Genomic DNA, 17,853 nt, shown 5'->3' with positions numbered 1-17,853 from the left:
TATCAATCATCGAACGACATGATGCTCAATCAAACGCGCACGCTGTCAAGGGCCGTCGCATCACGTATCGGTCACGCCGTGCGCCCGAGAGGGGAGTCCCCGATGAGTCAGACCGACATCGAGATCGCCACCCAGCCCGACTGCTGGCGGCAGGCCGTGGCACTGGCCCAGAGGCCCGACGGTCCCGTCTCCGCCTCACTCCCCCGGCCCGGCGAGCGGGTGGCCGTCGTCGGCTGCGGGACGTCCTGGTTCATCGCCCAGGCGTACGCGGCACTGCGGGAGTCGGGCGGCCACGGCGAGACCGATGCCTTCCCCGCCTCCGAGATGCCGGACGGCCGGGCCTACGACCGGGTGGTCGCGCTGACCCGGTCCGGCACCACGACCGAAGTGCTGGAGCTGCTCGGCCGACTGCGCGGACACACCCGCACCACCGCGGTGACCGCGGTGCCGCACTCGCCTGTGACGGGGCCGGCGGACGACGTCGTCGTGCTCGACTTCGCCGACGAGACCTCGGTCGTGCAGACCCGGTTCGCCACCACGGAACTGGTGCTCCTGCGGGCCCACTTGGGCGATGACCTGGTGCATCTGCCGCAGCAGGGGCACTCGGCGCTGGACGGACCGCTGCCGGCCGGGGTGCTGGAGGCCGAGCAGTTCACCTTCCTGGGGCAGGGCTGGGCGTACGGCATCGCCCAGGAGGCGGCGCTGAAGATGCGCGAGGCGGCGGGCGCCTGGACCGAGGCGTACCCGGTGATGGAGTACCGGCACGGGCCGATCAGCGTCACCGCGCCCGGCCGGGTGGCGTGGTGGTTCGGGGACCCGGCGACCCTGCCGTCCGGTCTCGCCGACGAAATCGCGGAGACCGGCGGGCAGTTGGTGGCACTCGGCCGGGACCCGCTGGCGGATCTGGTCGTGGTGCACCGGCTGGCCTCCGCCCTCGCCTCGGCACGCGGGCTGGACCCGGACAATCCGCGCCATCTGACCCGTTCCGTGATCCTGGCCTGACCTGGCGCCCCCCGGAAGGATCTCCGGGGCCCGCAGAATTTACGTGCCCGTTACGAACGGTTTCCGGGCCCGCCGAGGCCGCTCGGCGGGTCCCGGGACCGACCGCCACCAGGGACAACAGCCGCTCCACGACAGCCCTCGGGGCACTTGGGACGCCGCGTGCCCCGCATGTTGACAGGTGGCGATTCCCGCAAGAGCATGTGCGAAATCGCTTCGAATCTTGCATCTGCACGCAGAATCAAGCAGAACCAGCCCCGGCGGGCACCGCGCTTCTTCGTGACCGTGCGCTCCGCACGCCACCGGCACCACGCACCGCCGCTCCTGAGCCACCGTCCTGTCCGACAGGAGGACACGAGTGCACGCCCGATTGAGCAGTCCCGGCGGCCTGTTGCTCGCTGCCGCACTGACCGCCGCCATGCTGATGGCGCCCCTCACCGGCTCCACCGCCGCGGCCGCCGCCCACCCCACCACCGCCACCGTGGGCGGACCGAAGGTGGCCGCCACCGCGAACGCCGTCACGGTCTCCGTGCCGGCCTCCGCCAACACCCCCGGCTACACCCTCGACGTGGCCAAAGACGAACTCGCCCTGACCACCCGCCGCGCCGGGAAGACCGTGCTCGCCACCACCTCCGGCGACACCGGCTCCCTGCGCTTCGCGACGGCCGACGGCACGTGGCAGCACGCGACCGGCGTCACCGACTGGACGTGGAAGAACGGCGTCCTGACCGTCACCGCCGACAGCACGCTCGACGGCGCCACGGTGGAGGCCCGGATCACGCCCGGCGCCGACCGCTACCAGCTCGACTGGGACGTCCGAGGGGGCGCACCGAGCAAACTGGGCCTCAGCTACGACCTGTCGTCGGCCGGCCACTGGTACGGCCACGGCGAGGCGGAGACCCCGCAGGGCGGTCCCGGCACCAACCAGCCCTGGCCGCTGGACGCCGGTGAGGTGGACCACCCGACCTTCGGCCCGGCGTCGTACCACATGATCGACCCGTTCTGGTACACCTCCAAGTCGACCGGTCTGCGCGTCGACACCGGAAATGTCATGGACGTGGCGCTCAACAAGGGCAAGGACGGCCTCGGCAGCTTCGTCGTCGAGTCGGCCGACACCTACAAGGCCACCGTGTTCGTCGAGTCGACCCCGCTGGAGGTCTACCGCGACTACATCGGCATCGTCGGCAAGCCCACCAAGTCCGATGCCCCGTACGAGCAGTACGCCAAGCCGCTGTGGAATTCCTGGGCGCAGTTCTACACCAAGGTCGACCAGGAGAAACTGCTCGACTACGCCACCGACCTCCACGACAACGGGCTGGACGGGCACACCATCCAGCTCGACGACAAGTGGGAGTCGAACTACGGCAATCTGACCTGGGATCCCAAGACCTTCCCCGATCCCAAGGGTCTCTCCAAGAAGATCCACGACATGGGGTTCGACTTCGGCGTCTGGGTCACCCTGTGGATCAACCTGGACTCCGCCAACTACCAGTACGCGGTCGACCACGGCTATCTGCTCATGGACGCCAAGGACAAGACCAAGCCGTGTGACGTGACCTGGTGGAACGGCGAGGCGGGGATCATCGACCTGGCCAACCCCGACGCCAAGGCCTGGTACGAGGGCAACCTCAAGTCCCTCATGGGCACGTACGACATCGACGGGCTCAAGTTCGACACGCGCTTCTTCGACGAGAGGTGCGCGCCCCGCGAGGGCTCACAGGTCACGGACTACCAGAAGCTCGGTACGCAGCTCGCCGACGAGTTCGACCTCCAGGGCGCCGGTATCCGCGTGCACTGGAACAAGACGGCCCACGAGGCCGGCTTCGTCACCCGCCAGGTCGACAAGGGCACCGGCTGGGACTCGCTGCGCGCCTCCGCCTCCCAGAACCTGGCGATCTCCACCATCGGCTACCCGTTCGTCGAGTCCGACATGATCGGCGGCTCCGGCGGCCAGCCCGCACCGACGAAGGACGTACTGGTGCGGTGGGCGCAGTCCGCCTCACTGATGCCACTGATGTACGCGTCGACCTCGCCGGTGGACACCAACGACACCACCACTGGGCAGAAGGTGGACTACGACCAGGAGACGGTCGACCTCTACCGGCAGGCCATCAAGACGCACGAGAAGCTCGCCCCCTACATCTGGGACCAGGTGCAGAGCACTCTGAAGACCGGTGATCCGATCATGCGGCCGCTGTTCTTCGACTTCCCGAAGGACGAGGCGAGTTACACGGTCGCCGACGAGTGGATGCTCGGCCCGGCCGTGCTGGCCGCGCCGAAGCTGAGCACCGGCGCCACCCGGTCCGTTCATCTGCCGCCGGGCACCTGGTACGACGTGAACCAGGGCACGGTGATCCGCGGACCCAAGACCCTCAAGGGGTACGCGGCGCCGCTCGGCGTCACCCCGGCCTTCGTCAATCTCAAGGCCAAGGGCGCGGACAAGGCCATCAGGGCGCTCAAGCGCGACGACGCTCCGGCCGCCGCCGTCCTGATCACTCCGGACGCCCCGGCCACCGACGCCGGCAAGCCGTTCCAGGTGACCACCGACGTGACCAACTGGAGCACCGGGACCATCAAGAACGTCAAGGCGGCCCTCGGCCTGCCCGACGGCTGGAGCGCCAAGGCGACCGGCCCGACCACCGCGAGCTCTCTCAAGAACGGCGCCACCCTCACCACCACGTGGACGGTCACCCCGGCCGAGGACGCCCGTTGGGGCAGCCATGACCTCACCGGCACCGCCACCTACAACGGCTCGACGAAGGTGTCGGACACCGTGCAGGCACAGGTGAAGGCCGCCCCGAGCAGCGTGCAGGCGCCGTACCTGACGGCCGACACCACCTCCGAGGATCCCCAATACGCCCAGGCCGGCGACCAGTTCGCCATCTGGGCGGGCGGCCAGGACCTGTCCGGTTGGAAGGACGAGAAGGGCGTCATCTACCGCGACGACGTGGCGGGCGAAAAGGCGACAGTGCAGGCCCAGTTGGTGTCCCAGAACAGCGCCTCACCGGTCGGCAAGGCAGGCGTCGCCCTCGCCAACGACCTGACCGCACCCGAGAAGGGCGGTTACGCGGTGCTGGTCATGACCCAGAGCTACGGCCTGGAGTTCATGACCGACAGCAACGGCGACGGGAAGCTCGACACCTGGGCGGGCGGCAACTCCAGCTACCACCCGGCGTATCTCAAGCTGACCCGGGACGGCACCACCTACACCGGGTACGCCAGCAAGGACGGCCAGACCTGGTCGCAGGTCGGCACCGCCGAGGTGCCGTCGGCCGCAGGCACCGAAGACGCCGGGATGGTCGCCAGTGCGGCCAACGTCAACTACCCCGGCGAGGACATCGAAGCCGTCTTCAGCGGATTCACCGTCACCTCCTGATCCGCCGGCATCACCCTCCCGGCTTCCCGGCAGGCCCCTCCTCCCCCTGAGGGCCTGCCGGGGGCCATCCCCGCTTCCCGGCAGTCCTCCCGCCCCCCAGGACCCACCGGGGACCACTCCCCGCACCTCCGTGAGAGAGGGACCCCAGCCCCATGGCACGTACGTCCTCACTCGCCGCCGGCTTCGTCGCCGGCGTCGTCGTGGCCGCGAGCACCACCGCGATCGCCGTCACCGGTACGGCGACCACCAGCACCGACCTCAATTCCAAGGCCACCACCACCTGGCTCACCGTCAAGGTCGCCGACGCCATGGGCACCAGGGACACCATCACCTGGGTTCCCACCGGCTCCTTCGCCGACTCCGCGGAGGAGCGGGTCCCGCGCTATCCGATGACCCCCATCCAGGGCAAGGACACCAAGGACCTCAAGCTCTCCGCCGTCCGCAACGAGCAGGTCTCGGCGCAGCTGGCGATCGCCTCGGGCAAGAACCTCGACGACGTCAAGGCCGTGGTCGGTGATCTCACCGGGCCCGGCGGGGCGAAGCTGTCCGGTGCCGGCACCCAGGTCCGGTTCGTCAAGTACGTGCCCGTGCAGCGCTCCAAGAGCGAGGTCGACTGGTCGGCCACCATCGACCAGGTCAGCTCCGGCAAGGAGGTCTCCGGCGACCGCAACCCCGACGTGGTCGGCGACCCGCTGGAGGAGCGGGACTCGGTGGACGTACCCGCGTACGCGGCACAGCCGCTGTGGTTCACCTTCCACATCCCCAAGACGGCCCGGCCCGGCACCTACACCGGCACGGTGAAGGTCAACGCCGACGGCCGCACCCAGAGCACGTACCCGCTGACCATCGAGGTCGCGGACGCGAGCGTGCCCGATCCGAAGGACTACAACTTCTTCCTCGACGTGTGGGCGCAGCCGGAGACGATCGCCAAGAACCACGGCGTCAAGCTCTGGTCCGACGAGCACTGGAAGCTGATCGAGAAGTACAACCGGGACCTGGCCTCGCGCGGCCAGAAGGTCATCAACACCACCATCGTCGACAACCCGTGGCACCACCAGTGGTCGCTCGGCACCCGGGAGTCGCAGACGGCCACGCCGTACACCAGCATGGTGGGCTGGAAGTGGAACGGAACGGCGTTCTCCTTCGACTTCAGCCGCTGGGACAAGTACGTCGAGACCGCCAGACGCGCCGGTCTCGGGCCCGACATCGGTGCCTTCTCCATGCTGGCCTTCCAGGACCAGGAGCACCTCACCTACACCGACACCAGCACCGGCAAGACCGTCTACGAGAACGTCGATCTGGGCGGCGACCGCTGGCGTCAGGCGTGGGGGGCCTTCCTCCCCGCCTTCGAGAAGCACGTGAAGGCGAAGGGCTGGCTGGACCACACCTGGCTGTCCTTCGACGAGCGGCCCATCGACACCATGACCGTCGTCAAGAACTTCGTCCACGAGGTCGCGCCGGCCTTCGACGACCGTATCTCCGTGGCCGGTTCGATCAACACCGAAGGCGTCGCGTCCAACCTGTCCGTCGACTGGGGCGGCATCGACGCGATGACGAAGGAGAAGGTGGCGGAACGGCGGAAGGCCGGCAAGATCACGACCTTCTACGTGTACGGCTCGCCGGCCCACCCCAACACGCTGTCCTACTCGCCCGCCGTCGAGTCGCGGATGCTGCCCTGGATCTCCGCCCAGCGGGATCTCGACGGCTTCCTGCGCTGGTCGTACAACAGCTGGACCAGCGACCCCTTCAAGCAGCCGGTGCACATCTTCACGCAGGGCGACGAGTACCTGGTCTACCCGGGCAAGGACGGCCCGATGTCCAGCATTCGCTGGGAGCAGCTGAAGGAGGGCATCGAGGACTACGAACTCGTCGCCGAGCTGCGGAAGAAGGACGGCGGCACGGACAGCGACGCGCTCACCGAAGCCCTCACCACCGCGACGAGGAACCTCGACGGCCGGACGAAGGACGCGGGCGACATCGAGACCGCGCGGGCGGCCGTCGTGAAGGGGCTGACGCCATGAGGGTGAAGTGGAAGGCGTTGCTGCTCGCCACGGCCCTGACTGTCATGCCCCTGACCAGCACGGCTGTCGCCGCGGCACCGGTGCGGTCGGAGTCACAGGCCCAGGCCCCGCACACCGTCACCTACGACCAGTACTCCGTGCGGGTCGACGGCAAACCCCTGTACCTCTGGGGTGCCGAGTTCCACTACTTCCGGCTGCCCAGTCCCGATGCCTGGCGCGACGTCCTGCAGAAGATCAAGGCCGGCGGATTCAACGCGGTCTCGCTCTACTTCGACTGGGGTTACCACTCCGCCAAGCCGGGTTCGTACGATTTCACCGGCACCCGTGACGTGGAGCGGCTGCTCGACGAGGCCGAGCGCGCGGGCCTGTATGTGATCGCCCGGCCGGGTCCGTACATCAACGCGGAGGTCTCCGGCGGCGGCATGCCCGCCTGGCGGTCGACCCAGGCCGGTGTGAACCGCACCTCCGAGCCGGAGTACCTGAAGGCGGCCCGGGAGTGGATGAGCCGGATCAACCCGATCATCGCGCGCCACCAACTCACGCGCGGCACCGGTTCGGTGATCCTCTATCAGGTCGAGAACGAGTACCAGGGCGGTCGCCACGACGCCGACTACATGCAGACCCTCATCGACTGGGCGAAGGAGGACGGCATCGATGTGCCCACCTTCGTCAACGACGGCGGCGCCAACCAGAACTGGGTCAGCGGCAAGGGCGCCCCGGACATCTACGGCTTCGACGCCTATCCGCAGGGCTTCGACTGCAAGGACCCCGACACCTGGAAGAACCTGCCCGACTATTCGTACGTCAACGACTGGAAGCCCGAGTCCCCGCTGATCATCCCGGAGGCACAGGGCGGCGCCTTCGACCCCTGGGGCGGCACCGGATACCAGGACTGCGCGAAGCTCACCGGCACCGACTTCACCCGGGTGTTCAGCAAGATGAACATCGCCGCCGGGGTCAGCGGCCAGTCCTTCTACATGACGTACGGCGGCACCAATTGGGGTTGGCTCGCCGACCCCAACGCGGTCTACACGTCGTACGACTACGGGGCCCCGATCAACGAGTCCCGCCAACTGACGGACAAGTTCCAGGAGTTCAAGCGCCTCGGCTACATGGTCAACTCGGTGACCTCGCTGGCGCGCACCGACAAGGCCGAGGCGCCCACTCCTTCCGACGACGCCCTGCGCGTCGACCGGCGCGTCAACCCCGACGACGGCACCCAGTTCTTCACCGTCCGGCACGCCGACACCCGCGTGAAGGACAAGGACGAGACGACCCTCTCGCTGAAGGGCGCGGACGGCGACTACCCGCGCGTACCCCAGCAGGGAACGATCACCGTCGACGGCCGGGACGCCAAACTCCTCGTCGCGGGCTACGACCTGGGCGAGAAGCAGCGGCTCGTCTACTCCACCTCGGAGATCATGACGCACGCCGAGATCGGCGGCCGGGAGGTGGCGCTGCTCTACGGGCGTGCGGGTGAGGCCGGCGAGACCGTGCTGCGGTACACCGCGCGGCCCAAGGTGACCGTCCTCGACGGCGATGTCACCACCACCTGGGACGCCGCACGCGGTGACCTGCGCCTGAACTACACGCACAAGGGCCTGGCCCGGGTGCTGGTGAACGGCATGGAACTGCTGATCGCCGACACCGCCGAGACCGCCCACTGGTGGCGCCAGGACACCGCCGCGGGCCCGGTCCTCGTACGGGGACCGTCCCTGGTCCGAACGGCCGAACAGGCGGGCACCACCCTGGAGTTGACCGGCGACTCCGTCAAGGCCGCGAAGATCGAGGTCATCGCGGACGCCAAGAAGGTGACGTGGAACGGCCGCGAGGTCGCCGTCACCCAGGCGCCGCGCCCGGTCGAGTTGCCGAAGCTGACCACGTGGAAGTACAAGGAGGAGGCGCCGGAGTCCGCTCCCGGCTTCGACGACTCCGCCTGGACCACGGCCGACCACCTGACCGCCAACAACGCGGCTCTGAACGGCTCGTTGCCGGTCCTCGCGATGGACGAGTACGGCTTCCATCACGGCAACGTCTGGTACCGCGGCCGGTTCAAAACCACCGGTGCCGCGACCGCCCTCGCGCTCGACGCGAAGACCGGCAACACCGGCCAGTACGCGGTCTGGCTCAACGGCCGCTACCTCGGCAGCTCGGGCGACGGCGCGCACACGTTCGACATCCCGGCGAACACCCTGAAGGCCGACGGGGACAACGTCCTCTCCGTCCTCGTGGAGAACGCGGGCCACAACGAGGAATGGGGCCACGACTACTCCAAGGAGCCGCGCGGTCTGCTCAGCGCCGAGGTGATCGGCGGGGCCTCCACCCTCACCTGGAAGATCCAGGGCAACCGGGGCGGCGAGGACCCGGTGGACACCGCACGGGGCCCGTACAACAACGGCGGGCTGTACGGGGAGCGGGCCGGCTGGTCGCTGCCGGGCTTCCCCGACGGCAGCTGGAAGAGCACCACCCTCTCCCAGCAGACCGGGAAGACCGGGCCCGGCGTGCGGTGGTACCGCACCTCCGCCCGGCTCGACCTGCCACAGGGCCAGGACAACGCGCTCGCGCTGGATTTGGCTGAGCCCCCGGGCGGCAGCACCGGCTATCGCGCCGAGATCTTCGTCAACGGCTGGCTGATCGGCCGCTATCTGCCGGGCACCGGACCGCAGACGCGGTTCGTCGTCCCCAAGGGTCTCCTGCGTGAGCAGGGCGACAACACCATCGCCCTGGCCGTGTGGTCCACCGAGGCCGGCGCGGGCCCTGGCTCGGCCAAGCTCGTCGACGTCGGCGCCTCGGCGGGCGGGATCAAGGTCGGTACGGTGGCGGCGCCCTCGTACGACGCCAAGACCTACGCGATGCCGGCCGCGGGCGCCCGGGTCACGGTCGACGCCGAGCCGTTCCTGGCCACCGGCACCGCGACCAAGGTTCCCGTCACCCTCACCGTGCCGAAGGACGCGCCGACGGCCTCGAAGGTCGAGCTGGCGCTGAAGGTCCCGGACGGCTGGACCGCGACCACCGACGACACCACCCGTTTCGACCGGGTCCGCCCCGGCGACACGGTGACCGCGGACTACACCGTCACCCCGCCCGGCGATCCCGTGCACTACGCCGTCCTGTCCGCGACCGCCAAGCTCACCCAGCCCGGCCGGCCGGGCACCGTCACCGGTGTACGCGCCGTGCAGGTGCCACCGCCGGGACTGTCCGCCGACGCCTATGTCAGCGACCTGACCCTGGTCAAGGCGGTCAACGGCTGGGGTCCTGTGGAGAAGGACTCCTCCAACGGGGAGGACGCGGCGGCTGACGGTCGTCCCCTGAGCATCGGCGGCACCACGTACACCAAGGGCCTCGGCGTGCACGCGAACAGCCAGGTCCGGGTTTACCTCGGCGGCGGCTGCACCCGCTTCACCGCGACCGCCGGGATGGACGACGAGGTGGGTGACGGCGGCAGCGTCTCCTTCCAGGTGATCGCCGACGGCCGCTCGCTCGCCACCACTCCGGTGGTGCGGGGCTCCGACGGCGGCACCGCCATCGACGTGGACGTGACCGACGCCCGCTGGCTGGACCTGTCGGTCGACGGGAACGGCGACATCTCCTCGGATCACGCCGACTGGGCCGACGCCAAGCTGACCTGCGGCGGTGGTGCGTGATGCTGCCTACGGCGAGACGAACCGTACGCTGCGGCGCGGCGGCGCTGACCCTGGCCGCCCCGCTGCTCGGCACGGCGCCGGCGGCCGCCGACTCCGCGCCGATCACCTTCACGACACCGGCCTACGAACTGCGCGTCGCCACGGACCGGTTGACCGTCACCACCGTGCGGGAGGGCCGCACCGTGCTGGCCACCGCTCCCGCGGCGTTCCGGTTCCGGATCGGCGCCGACTGGCACATCGTCCGGGAGGTCACCGGCAGCACCCGTACCGGCAACTCCGTGCGTGTCACCGCCGCCACCGACCTGCCGGGCGTCGGCGTCGATCTGCGGATCACCCTGCGCTCGGACCGGTACGACATGAACTGGTCCCTGTCGGGCGCCCGGGCCGACACGCTCAGTACGGCCTACGACCTCGGCAGCGCCGGCCACTGGTACGGCCACGGCGAGAACAGCGACCAGACGGTCCAGCCGTGGCCGCTGGACTCCGGGCAGGTGGTGGACACCGGGTTCAGCCCGGCGTCCTACCAGGTGGTCTCCCCCTTCTGGTACACCTCCAGCGCCACCGGGCTGGTCGCCGACACGAACGACCCGATGGACGTCCGGATCAACTCTGGCGGCAACGGGCTCGGCGAGTTCACCGTGACCGGTGAACGGCCCTCCGCCTCCACGGTGTTCGTCGAGGACACTCCCGCCCAGGTCTACCGCGACCACATCGAGTTGGTCGGCAAGCCCGAACGCTCCGACACCTCGTACGAGCAGTACGCCACCCCCCTCTGGAACTCCTGGGCGCAGCTGTACGGCGAGCAGACCCAGGAGAACGTCCTCGCCTGGGCCCGCGCGTTGGCCGGCGCCGGGCTCGGTGGGCACGCGGTGCAGATCGAGGAGAGCGTGATCGCTTCCGACTTCGGCGAACGCTTCCCCGATCTGCCCGCCCTGTCCAGGCAACTCGGCCGCCTCGGCTTCGACCTCGGCATGTGGACGGGCCTGTACATGCCCGAGACGGCCGCGAACTTCTCGGAAGCCGTCGACAACGGCTATCTGCTGAAGGACCCGTCCGACCCGTCCAAGCCGTGCCTGTTCACCTGGTGGAACGGCCGCCGGACCGGGCTGATCGACCTCGCGAACCCGGCCGCCCGGCAGTGGTACACCGACGATCTGAAGGCACAGACGACGGAGTCGGGGGTCGCCGGGTTCAAGTTCGACACCGCCTTCTTCGACGACCGGTGCGCACCCTACCCGGGGGCCACCCGCGCCGACTACGTCAAGTACGGGGCCGAGCTGGCCGACGAGTTCGACCAGCAGGGGGCGGGGTTGCGGGTCGCGTGGAACGCCGCGCAGTCCAAGGGCTTCGCCACCCGCACGGCCGACAAGCCGACCACCTTCGGGGGCCTGCGCGCCGCCATCTCGGCCAACTTGGCGGTCTCCACGATCGGTTACCCGTTCGTCGAGACCGACATGATCGGCGGCTCGCTCAGCTACCCGCCACCCACCAAGCAGGTCCTGGCCCGCTGGGCGCAGGCGGCGTCCCTGATGCCGCTGATGTACGCCTCCACCTCACCCACCGGTGTCCGGGACGCGACGACCGGCGAGTGGGTCGGGTACGACCGCGAAACAGTCGACCTCTACCGGCAGGCGATCAAGACGCACGAGAAGCTCGCTCCGTACATCTGGGACCAGGTGCAGAGCACCCTGAAGACCGGTGACCCGATCATGCGGCCGCTGTTCTTCGACTTCCCGAACGACGCGGCGAGTTACACCGTCGCCGACGAGTGGATGCTCGGCCCGGCCGTGCTCGCCGCGCCGAAGCTCGACGAAGGCACTGCCCGGGACGTCTTCCTGCCCACCGGAACGTGGCGGGACGTCACCAACGGCAAGGTCGTCCGCGGCCCCGTGACGCTCAGGGGATACGCGGCGCCGCTCAGGGTGACGCCGGCGTTCGTGAACCTCGAGGCCCGGGGCTCCGGCAAGGCGTACGCGGCGCTCGCGCGCACCGGCGCCGAACAGTGAAGGGGCGTCAGATGCATGGGATACGCGGCAGACTCGCGGCGTTGCTCCTGGCGGTCTCGGCCGTCGTGGCCGGGACCGTGGCTCCCGCCGAGGCCGGTCAGCAAGGCGACGGACGCGGCTGGACCGGGACCTGGGCGACGTCGGCCAGTGAGCACTACGAGGTCTCCGGGATGTCCGAGGTGACGGTACGGATGCCGGTGCACACCAGCGTCGGCGGTTCGTCCGTACGCATCCGGCTGACCAACGCCTACGCCACCGACCCGGTGACGATCGGACACGCGACGGTGGGCCTGCGGGACGGCGGTTCCGCCGTGGCGCACCCGTACGACGTGCGGTTCGGCGGGAAGCGTGGGGTGACGATTCCGGCGGGCGGTGCGGCGGTCAGCGATCCGGTCCGTCTGGCCGTGCCCGCCCTGACCGACCTGGTGGTCAGTCTCCATCTGCCCGGTCAGGTCACGCACATCACCGATCACTGGTGGGCACAGCAGACCGTGTACTGGACGGACTACGGGGCGGGCGACCACGCCGCCGACACGACCGGTAACGCCTACACCTGGACCACCACGAGCTGGCCGTTCCTCAGCGGAGTCGACGTGACCGCGCCGAGGACCGGGTCGGTGGTGGCGCTCGGCGACTCGATCACCGACGGTTCCTACTCGACGGCAGACACCAACCAGCGCTGGCCCGATCTGCTCTCCGCCCGCCTCAACGCCTGCCGACCCGGTGCCGGAGTGCTCAACGCGGGCATCACCAGCAACCGGATCACCGCCGGGACCGCGACGAATCCGTCGGCCCTGGACCGGCTCGAACGGGACGTGCTCTCCCAGCCGGGCGCCAGGACCCTGATCCTCTTCGAGGGGATCAACGATCTCGGCGGGGCGAGTGCCGAGCAGATCATCGCCGGGATGACGGAGATCGCCGCCCGGGCCCACCGGCGCGGGATGCGAGTCGTCGGCGCCACGATCACCCCGTACAAGGACTTCACCTGGGGCGGCTGGAGCGAGGAGACGGAGGCCCGGCGGCAGCAGGTCAACGCGTTCGTCCGGGACTCCGGCTCCGTCTTCGACGACTACGCCGACTTCGACCGGGCGGTCCGGGATCCGGCGGATCCGCGGCTGCTGGGCGCGGCGTACGACTCCGGTGACCATCTGCATCCCAATGATGCCGGGATGAAGGCTTTCGCCGACTCCATCGACCTGACGTCGCTCGGCCTCGGCCGCGGCTGTTCCTGAGGAGGAACCGTGTCTGGACGGCTTGAACATCTGCGCGCACACCGAAGATTCGGGGTTCTGGTCACGTCCCTGGCAGCCGTACTGGCAGCCCTGCTTCCGGCGATCCCGGCCTCGGCCGGGACCGGGCAGCCTGGGTGGACAGGGACCTGGGCAACCGCCCAGCATGCCTCGTACGACCCGGGCACCTCCGAGGTGACGGTACGGATCCCGGTACGGGTGAGCGCGGGCGGGTCGAGCGTACGCATCCGCCTGACCAACGACTTCACCACCGAGCCCGTGACGATCGGGCGCGCGACCGTGGGACGCGGTGACGGCGGCTCCGCCGTCACGAAGCCGCAGCAGGTGCGGTTCGGCGGGAAGAGCGAGGTGACGATCCCCGCCGGTGGGCAGGTGGCCGGCGATCAGGTCCGGCTCACCGTGCCCGCCCGCAGCGACCTCGTCGTCAGCCTGTACTTCCCCGGTCGACTCACCCACATCAGCCAGCACTGGATGGGTCTGCAGAGCGTCTACTGGACGCCCGACGGCGGCGGCGACCACGCCTCGGACGCCGACGGTGACGCCTTCACCAGGACCGATTCCACCTTCCCGTTCCTGACCGGCGTCGACGTACAGGGCGGCAACGCGGCGGGCTCCGTCGTGGCGCTCGGCGACTCCATCACCGACGGCGCGGCCTCCACGTCGAACGCCAACCGGCGCTGGCCCGACTACCTGGCGGGGCGGCTGTCGGCCTGCTCGACCACGGCCGGGGTGCTGAACGAGGGCATCAGCGGCAACCGGATCACAGCCGGTGTCGACGGCAACCCCTCCGCGCTGGACCGGCTGGAGCGCGACGTGTTGTCGCAGCCGGGCGCCCGGACGGTGATCCTGTTCGAGGGCGTCAACGACCTCAGCTGGGGCGGTGCCACCGGTGCTCAGGTGATCGACGGCATGAAGGAGATCGTGCGCCGCTCCCACGAACGCGGGCTGCGCGTGATCGGCGCGACGGTCGTGCCGTATCACGGCTGGGGCGACTGGTGGACCGAGGCCAAGGAGGCCGACCGGCAGAAGGTCAACACGTTCGTGCGCGACGGCGGCGTCTTCGACGGGTTCGCCGACTTCGACAAGGCCGTACGGGACCCGGACGACCCCACCCGCTACGCCACCGCGTTCGACTCCGGTGACCATCTGCACCCCAACGACACCGGGATGAAGGCGTTCGCCGACGCGGTCGACCTGGCCGGGCTGCGGGTGGCCCGTGACTGCCCCTCGGCCCGTGTCCGGCTCACGCCCTACCGGCCGACCCTGCAAGCCGGTGGTGACGGCTCGGAGATCACGTCGACCGTCACCAACACCGGTCCCAGGGCGGTCACTCAGGTCAGCACGCGCCTCGACCTCCCCGACGGCTGGTCCGCCGACCCGGCCGGCACCACGCGGACCCGCTCCCTCGCCCCGGGCGACAGCGCCACCCTCACCTGGACGGTGACCCCCGCGGCCGACGCCACCTGGGGCACCCACGAGATCGGCGTACGCACCTCCTTCCTCCAGGACGGCCGGACGCGCCACGACTCCGACAGCGTGGACGCGACCGTGACCCCCACTCCGTCCGAGGTCCGGGCGCCGTATCTGACGACCTCCACCACCACGGAGAAGGCCCAATACGCCCAGAACGGCGACCAGTTCGCCATCTGGGCGGGCGGTCAGGACCTGTCCGGCTGGAAGGACGAGAAGGCGGCGGTCTATCTCGCCGATGCGGCGCCGCCGTCCGGCACCGTGACCGCCCGGGTCGTCGGCCAGACCGGCAGCGGCCCGTCCGCCAAGGCGGGGATCGCCGTCGCCAACGACCTCACCGCGCCCGAGGCCGGTGGCTACGCGGTGCTCACCATGTCCGCGCAGTACGGCCTGGAGTTCCTGACCGACAGCGACGGCGACGGGAAGCTCGACACCTGGGCCGGGGGCGGCAGTTCGTACCACCCCGCCTGGCTGAAGCTCGTCCGCGACGGCACCGCCTACACCGCGTACGCCAGTTCCGACGGCACCGCCTGGCAGCAGGTGGCCACCGCCACCGTGCCGTCCGCGAGCGGCGCCGGCGACGCCGGTCTGGTCGCCAGCGCCGTCAACCTCAACTACCCCGGCCAGATCACGACAGCACTCTTCGACTCCTTCTCCACGCACGACTGAGAGGCACACCTTCATGGCAGTCGACCGCAGACACTTCATGACCACCGCGGCCGCCCTCGGTGGCGCGGTGCTGCTCGCCCCGCCCGGCACCGCCCAGGCCCTCACCCAAGGCGCGACGCCCCTCGCCTCGGGCCTCCCCGACTACCAGCCCACCAGGGCCTCCCTCGACACCCACCCGGTGCCGCGCTGGTACAAGGACGCCAAGTTCGGCATCTTCGTGCACTGGGGCATCTACTCGGTGATCGGCGGCGCGACACCGAGAAGCGCCTCCGAGTGGTACCTGTGGTACCAGAGCACCAAGGACACCGCCGAGTGGAAGTACCACCGCGACACCTACGGCGAGAACGTCACCTACGACGACCTCATCCCGCAGTTCAAGGCCGAGAAGTACGACCCCGACGCCTGGGTGAAGCTGTTCGAGCAGGCGGGCGCCGAGTATTTCGCGCTGACCAGCAAGCACCACGACGGATTCGCCCTCTACCCCAGCAAGGTGACGGACCGTCACTCCATGGCGTACGGCCCGAAGCGTGACCTGGTCGGCGAGCTGATGACCGCGGCCCGCAGGCGCGGCACCGTGCGGCCGGGCCTGTACTACTCGCTCGGCGAGTTCTTCAACCCGGCGCTCGGCCGGCCGATGCGCAACTTCTACACGGACCAGGAGATCCCGATGACCGGCTACAAGCCGGTCCAGGACTACGTCGGTGACTACGAGCTCAAGCAGCTGTACGAGATCATCGACCGCTACGACCCGGAGCTGCTGTGGGCGGACGGACAGTGGTTCCGGCCCACCGGCAACCCGCCGTGGCGCAGCGAAGAACCCATGGCCCACTACTACAACCAGGCCAAGAACCGCAAGTACCCCAAGGGTGTCGTGATCAACGACCGGTTCGACACCCATTTCGACTTCGCGACGTACGAGCAGCGCACCAACCCCACGATGGATCCGCAGAAGTGGGAGTGCTGCATGACCATCGGCTACTCCTGGGGCTACAACAAGCACGAGCCGGCCGAGGACTACAAGACCTCCGAGTTCCTGATCCAGCTGCTCGCCGACGTGGTCAGCAAGAACGGCAACCTGCTGCTCAACATCGGCCCCAGGCCGGACGGCACGATCCCCGAGATCATGCAGGAGCGGCTGAAGGACATCGGCGCCTGGCTGAAGGTCAACGGACCCGCGATCTACGGATCGACGCCCTGGGTGCGGGCGGAGGAGGAGGGCAGCCCGCTCGGTATCCGCTACACGGTCTCCCCGGGCAAGTTCAACATCATCGTGCTGGGCAGGCCCAGCGGCACCCTCTCGCTGCCCGGCGACATCCCCATCAGCGCCACGTCCCGGATCCGGCTGCTCGGCACGAGCGGCAGTCTCAGGTGGACCCGCCGGGACGGAAAGATCAACATCACCGTCCCGACCACTGTGCCCAGCGACATCGCCAACGTCTTCACCGTCGACTGGGCCCGGTGAACGGCATGGGAATCAGCGACGGCACCCGGTTCGACACCCTGGGCCCCACCCTCACCGTCACCACTCAGCCGGCCGAGCCGGCCGGTGGTGATGCGGTCACCGCCACCGCGGTCCTCACCAACGACTGTTCCTTCCCGCTGCTCAACGCCGTGCTCCATCTGATCGACCCCCGGGCCACCACGGCGGCGAAGACCGTCCCGCTCGGCGACCTGCGGCCCGGCGCGAAGACGACCCGGAGCTGGCAGACGGCGATCCCGGCCGACATGGCCGGGGACGTGTCGTTCACCGCGCACGTCGTCTTCGATGTCAACGACCACAGCAGCGACTGCGCACGGTCCGCGAAGACGTTCACGGTGCCCTACGAACCCAACGGGGTGCGCGACCCGTACCGGACGTTCGCCACCACCGACGACGCGAAGTTCGGCCAGTACGGCAGCCAGTTGGTGATCTGGGCGGGCGGCCGCGACTTCTCCGGCGGCACCGACGAGAAGGGGGGCATCCTCCTTCCCGGCTCCGCCGCCGAGTCGAGCGTGGTCCAGGTCGAGACGGTCAGCCTCACCGGCAGCGACAACCCCACCGCCAAGTACGGGATCGCCGTCGCCAACGACCTGACCGCCCCGGAGAAGGGCGGCTACGCCGTCCTCACCATGTCGAAGTCGTACGGCGTGGAGTTCATGACCGACAGCGACGGCAACGGACACCTCGACACCTGGGCAGGCGGCGGCGTTTCCACCCACCCCGCCTGGCTGCGCCTGGTCCGCTCCGGCACCACCTACACCGCGTACACCAGTATCAACAACGGCCTGTCCTGGAACGAGATCGCGAGCGCGACGGTGCCCTCCGCGAGCGGCGCCCTGGACGCCGGCGTGGTGGCGAGCGCCGTGAACCTCAACTACCCCGGTACGACGGTGCAGGCAGTGTTCGACCACTTCACCGTGGAGGCGTCGTGACCGCCT

General features: G+C 69.5%; 9 protein-coding genes. All 9 read left to right on the top strand.

Annotated elements, in window-relative coordinates; genetic code table 11:
- Positions 1–102: 102 nt before the first annotated feature.
- The 9 genes from BFN33_RS25840 to BFN33_RS25800 all read left to right on the top strand — a co-directional run bounded on the left by BFN33_RS25840 (position 103) and on the right by BFN33_RS25800 (position 17,847).
- Positions 103–1,002 carry an SIS domain-containing protein gene (locus tag BFN33_RS25840; RefSeq protein ID WP_069762537.1) on the top strand — a complete coding sequence of 300 codons (900 nt, stop codon included), beginning with the start codon at positions 103–105 and terminating at the stop codon, positions 1,000–1,002.
- Positions 1,003–1,423: 421 nt separating this feature from the next.
- Complete coding sequence (locus BFN33_RS25835; protein WP_370743319.1) at positions 1,424–4,375, top strand: TIM-barrel domain-containing protein; 2,952 nt, start codon at positions 1,424–1,426, stop codon at positions 4,373–4,375.
- Between the two features lie 152 nt (positions 4,376–4,527).
- Positions 4,528–6,396 carry a glycoside hydrolase domain-containing protein gene (locus tag BFN33_RS25830; RefSeq protein WP_069762536.1) on the top strand — a complete coding sequence of 623 codons (1,869 nt, stop codon included), beginning with the start codon at positions 4,528–4,530 and terminating at the stop codon, positions 6,394–6,396.
- Positions 6,393–10,040, top strand: a complete 3,648-nt coding sequence (locus tag BFN33_RS25825; protein WP_079141014.1) for a beta-galactosidase — start codon at positions 6,393–6,395, stop codon at positions 10,038–10,040. The genes BFN33_RS25830 and BFN33_RS25825 overlap by 4 nt, the downstream gene beginning before the upstream one ends.
- A complete protein-coding gene (locus BFN33_RS25820) occupies positions 10,040–12,046 on the top strand; it encodes a TIM-barrel domain-containing protein (RefSeq protein WP_069762535.1) in 2,007 nt (668 codons plus the stop codon). The genes BFN33_RS25825 and BFN33_RS25820 overlap by 1 nt, the downstream gene beginning before the upstream one ends.
- A gap of 11 nt (positions 12,047–12,057) precedes the next feature.
- Complete coding sequence (locus tag BFN33_RS25815) at positions 12,058–13,278, top strand: SGNH/GDSL hydrolase family protein (RefSeq protein WP_069762534.1); 1,221 nt, start codon at positions 12,058–12,060, stop codon at positions 13,276–13,278.
- Positions 13,279–13,287: 9 nt separating this feature from the next.
- Complete coding sequence (locus BFN33_RS25810) at positions 13,288–15,435, top strand: GDSL-type esterase/lipase family protein (RefSeq protein WP_069762533.1); 2,148 nt, start codon at positions 13,288–13,290, stop codon at positions 15,433–15,435.
- 13 nt (positions 15,436–15,448) lie between these two features.
- Complete coding sequence (locus tag BFN33_RS25805; protein WP_069762532.1) at positions 15,449–16,897, top strand: alpha-L-fucosidase; 1,449 nt, start codon at positions 15,449–15,451, stop codon at positions 16,895–16,897.
- 5 nt (positions 16,898–16,902) lie between these two features.
- Positions 16,903–17,847, top strand: a complete 945-nt coding sequence (locus BFN33_RS25800) for a hypothetical protein (RefSeq protein WP_069762531.1) — start codon at positions 16,903–16,905, stop codon at positions 17,845–17,847.
- Positions 17,848–17,853 lie beyond the last annotated feature (6 nt).

This window comes from Streptomyces sp. LUP47B (assembly GCF_001746295.1).
In the GTDB taxonomy this organism is placed as follows: Bacteria; Actinomycetota; Actinomycetes; order Streptomycetales; family Streptomycetaceae; genus Streptomyces.
The sequence above is the reverse complement of the archived record's forward strand: the minus strand, read 5'-3'. Positions and strand labels throughout refer to the sequence as shown.

Coding starts and splice junctions, on each gene's coding strand:
- BFN33_RS25805 (WP_069762532.1), top strand. CDS start 15,449: ATGGCAGTCGACCGCAGACACTTCATGACCACCGCGGCCGCCCTCGGT.
- BFN33_RS25835 (WP_370743319.1), top strand. CDS start 1,424: ATGGCGCCCCTCACCGGCTCCACCGCCGCGGCCGCCGCCCACCCCACC.
- BFN33_RS25830 (WP_069762536.1), top strand. CDS start 4,528: ATGGCACGTACGTCCTCACTCGCCGCCGGCTTCGTCGCCGGCGTCGTC.
- BFN33_RS25820 (WP_069762535.1), top strand. CDS start 10,040: ATGCTGCCTACGGCGAGACGAACCGTACGCTGCGGCGCGGCGGCGCTG.
- BFN33_RS25800 (WP_069762531.1), top strand. CDS start 16,903: ATGGGAATCAGCGACGGCACCCGGTTCGACACCCTGGGCCCCACCCTC.
- BFN33_RS25840 (WP_069762537.1), top strand. CDS start 103: ATGAGTCAGACCGACATCGAGATCGCCACCCAGCCCGACTGCTGGCGG.
- BFN33_RS25825 (WP_079141014.1), top strand. CDS start 6,393: ATGAGGGTGAAGTGGAAGGCGTTGCTGCTCGCCACGGCCCTGACTGTC.
- BFN33_RS25815 (WP_069762534.1), top strand. CDS start 12,058: ATGCATGGGATACGCGGCAGACTCGCGGCGTTGCTCCTGGCGGTCTCG.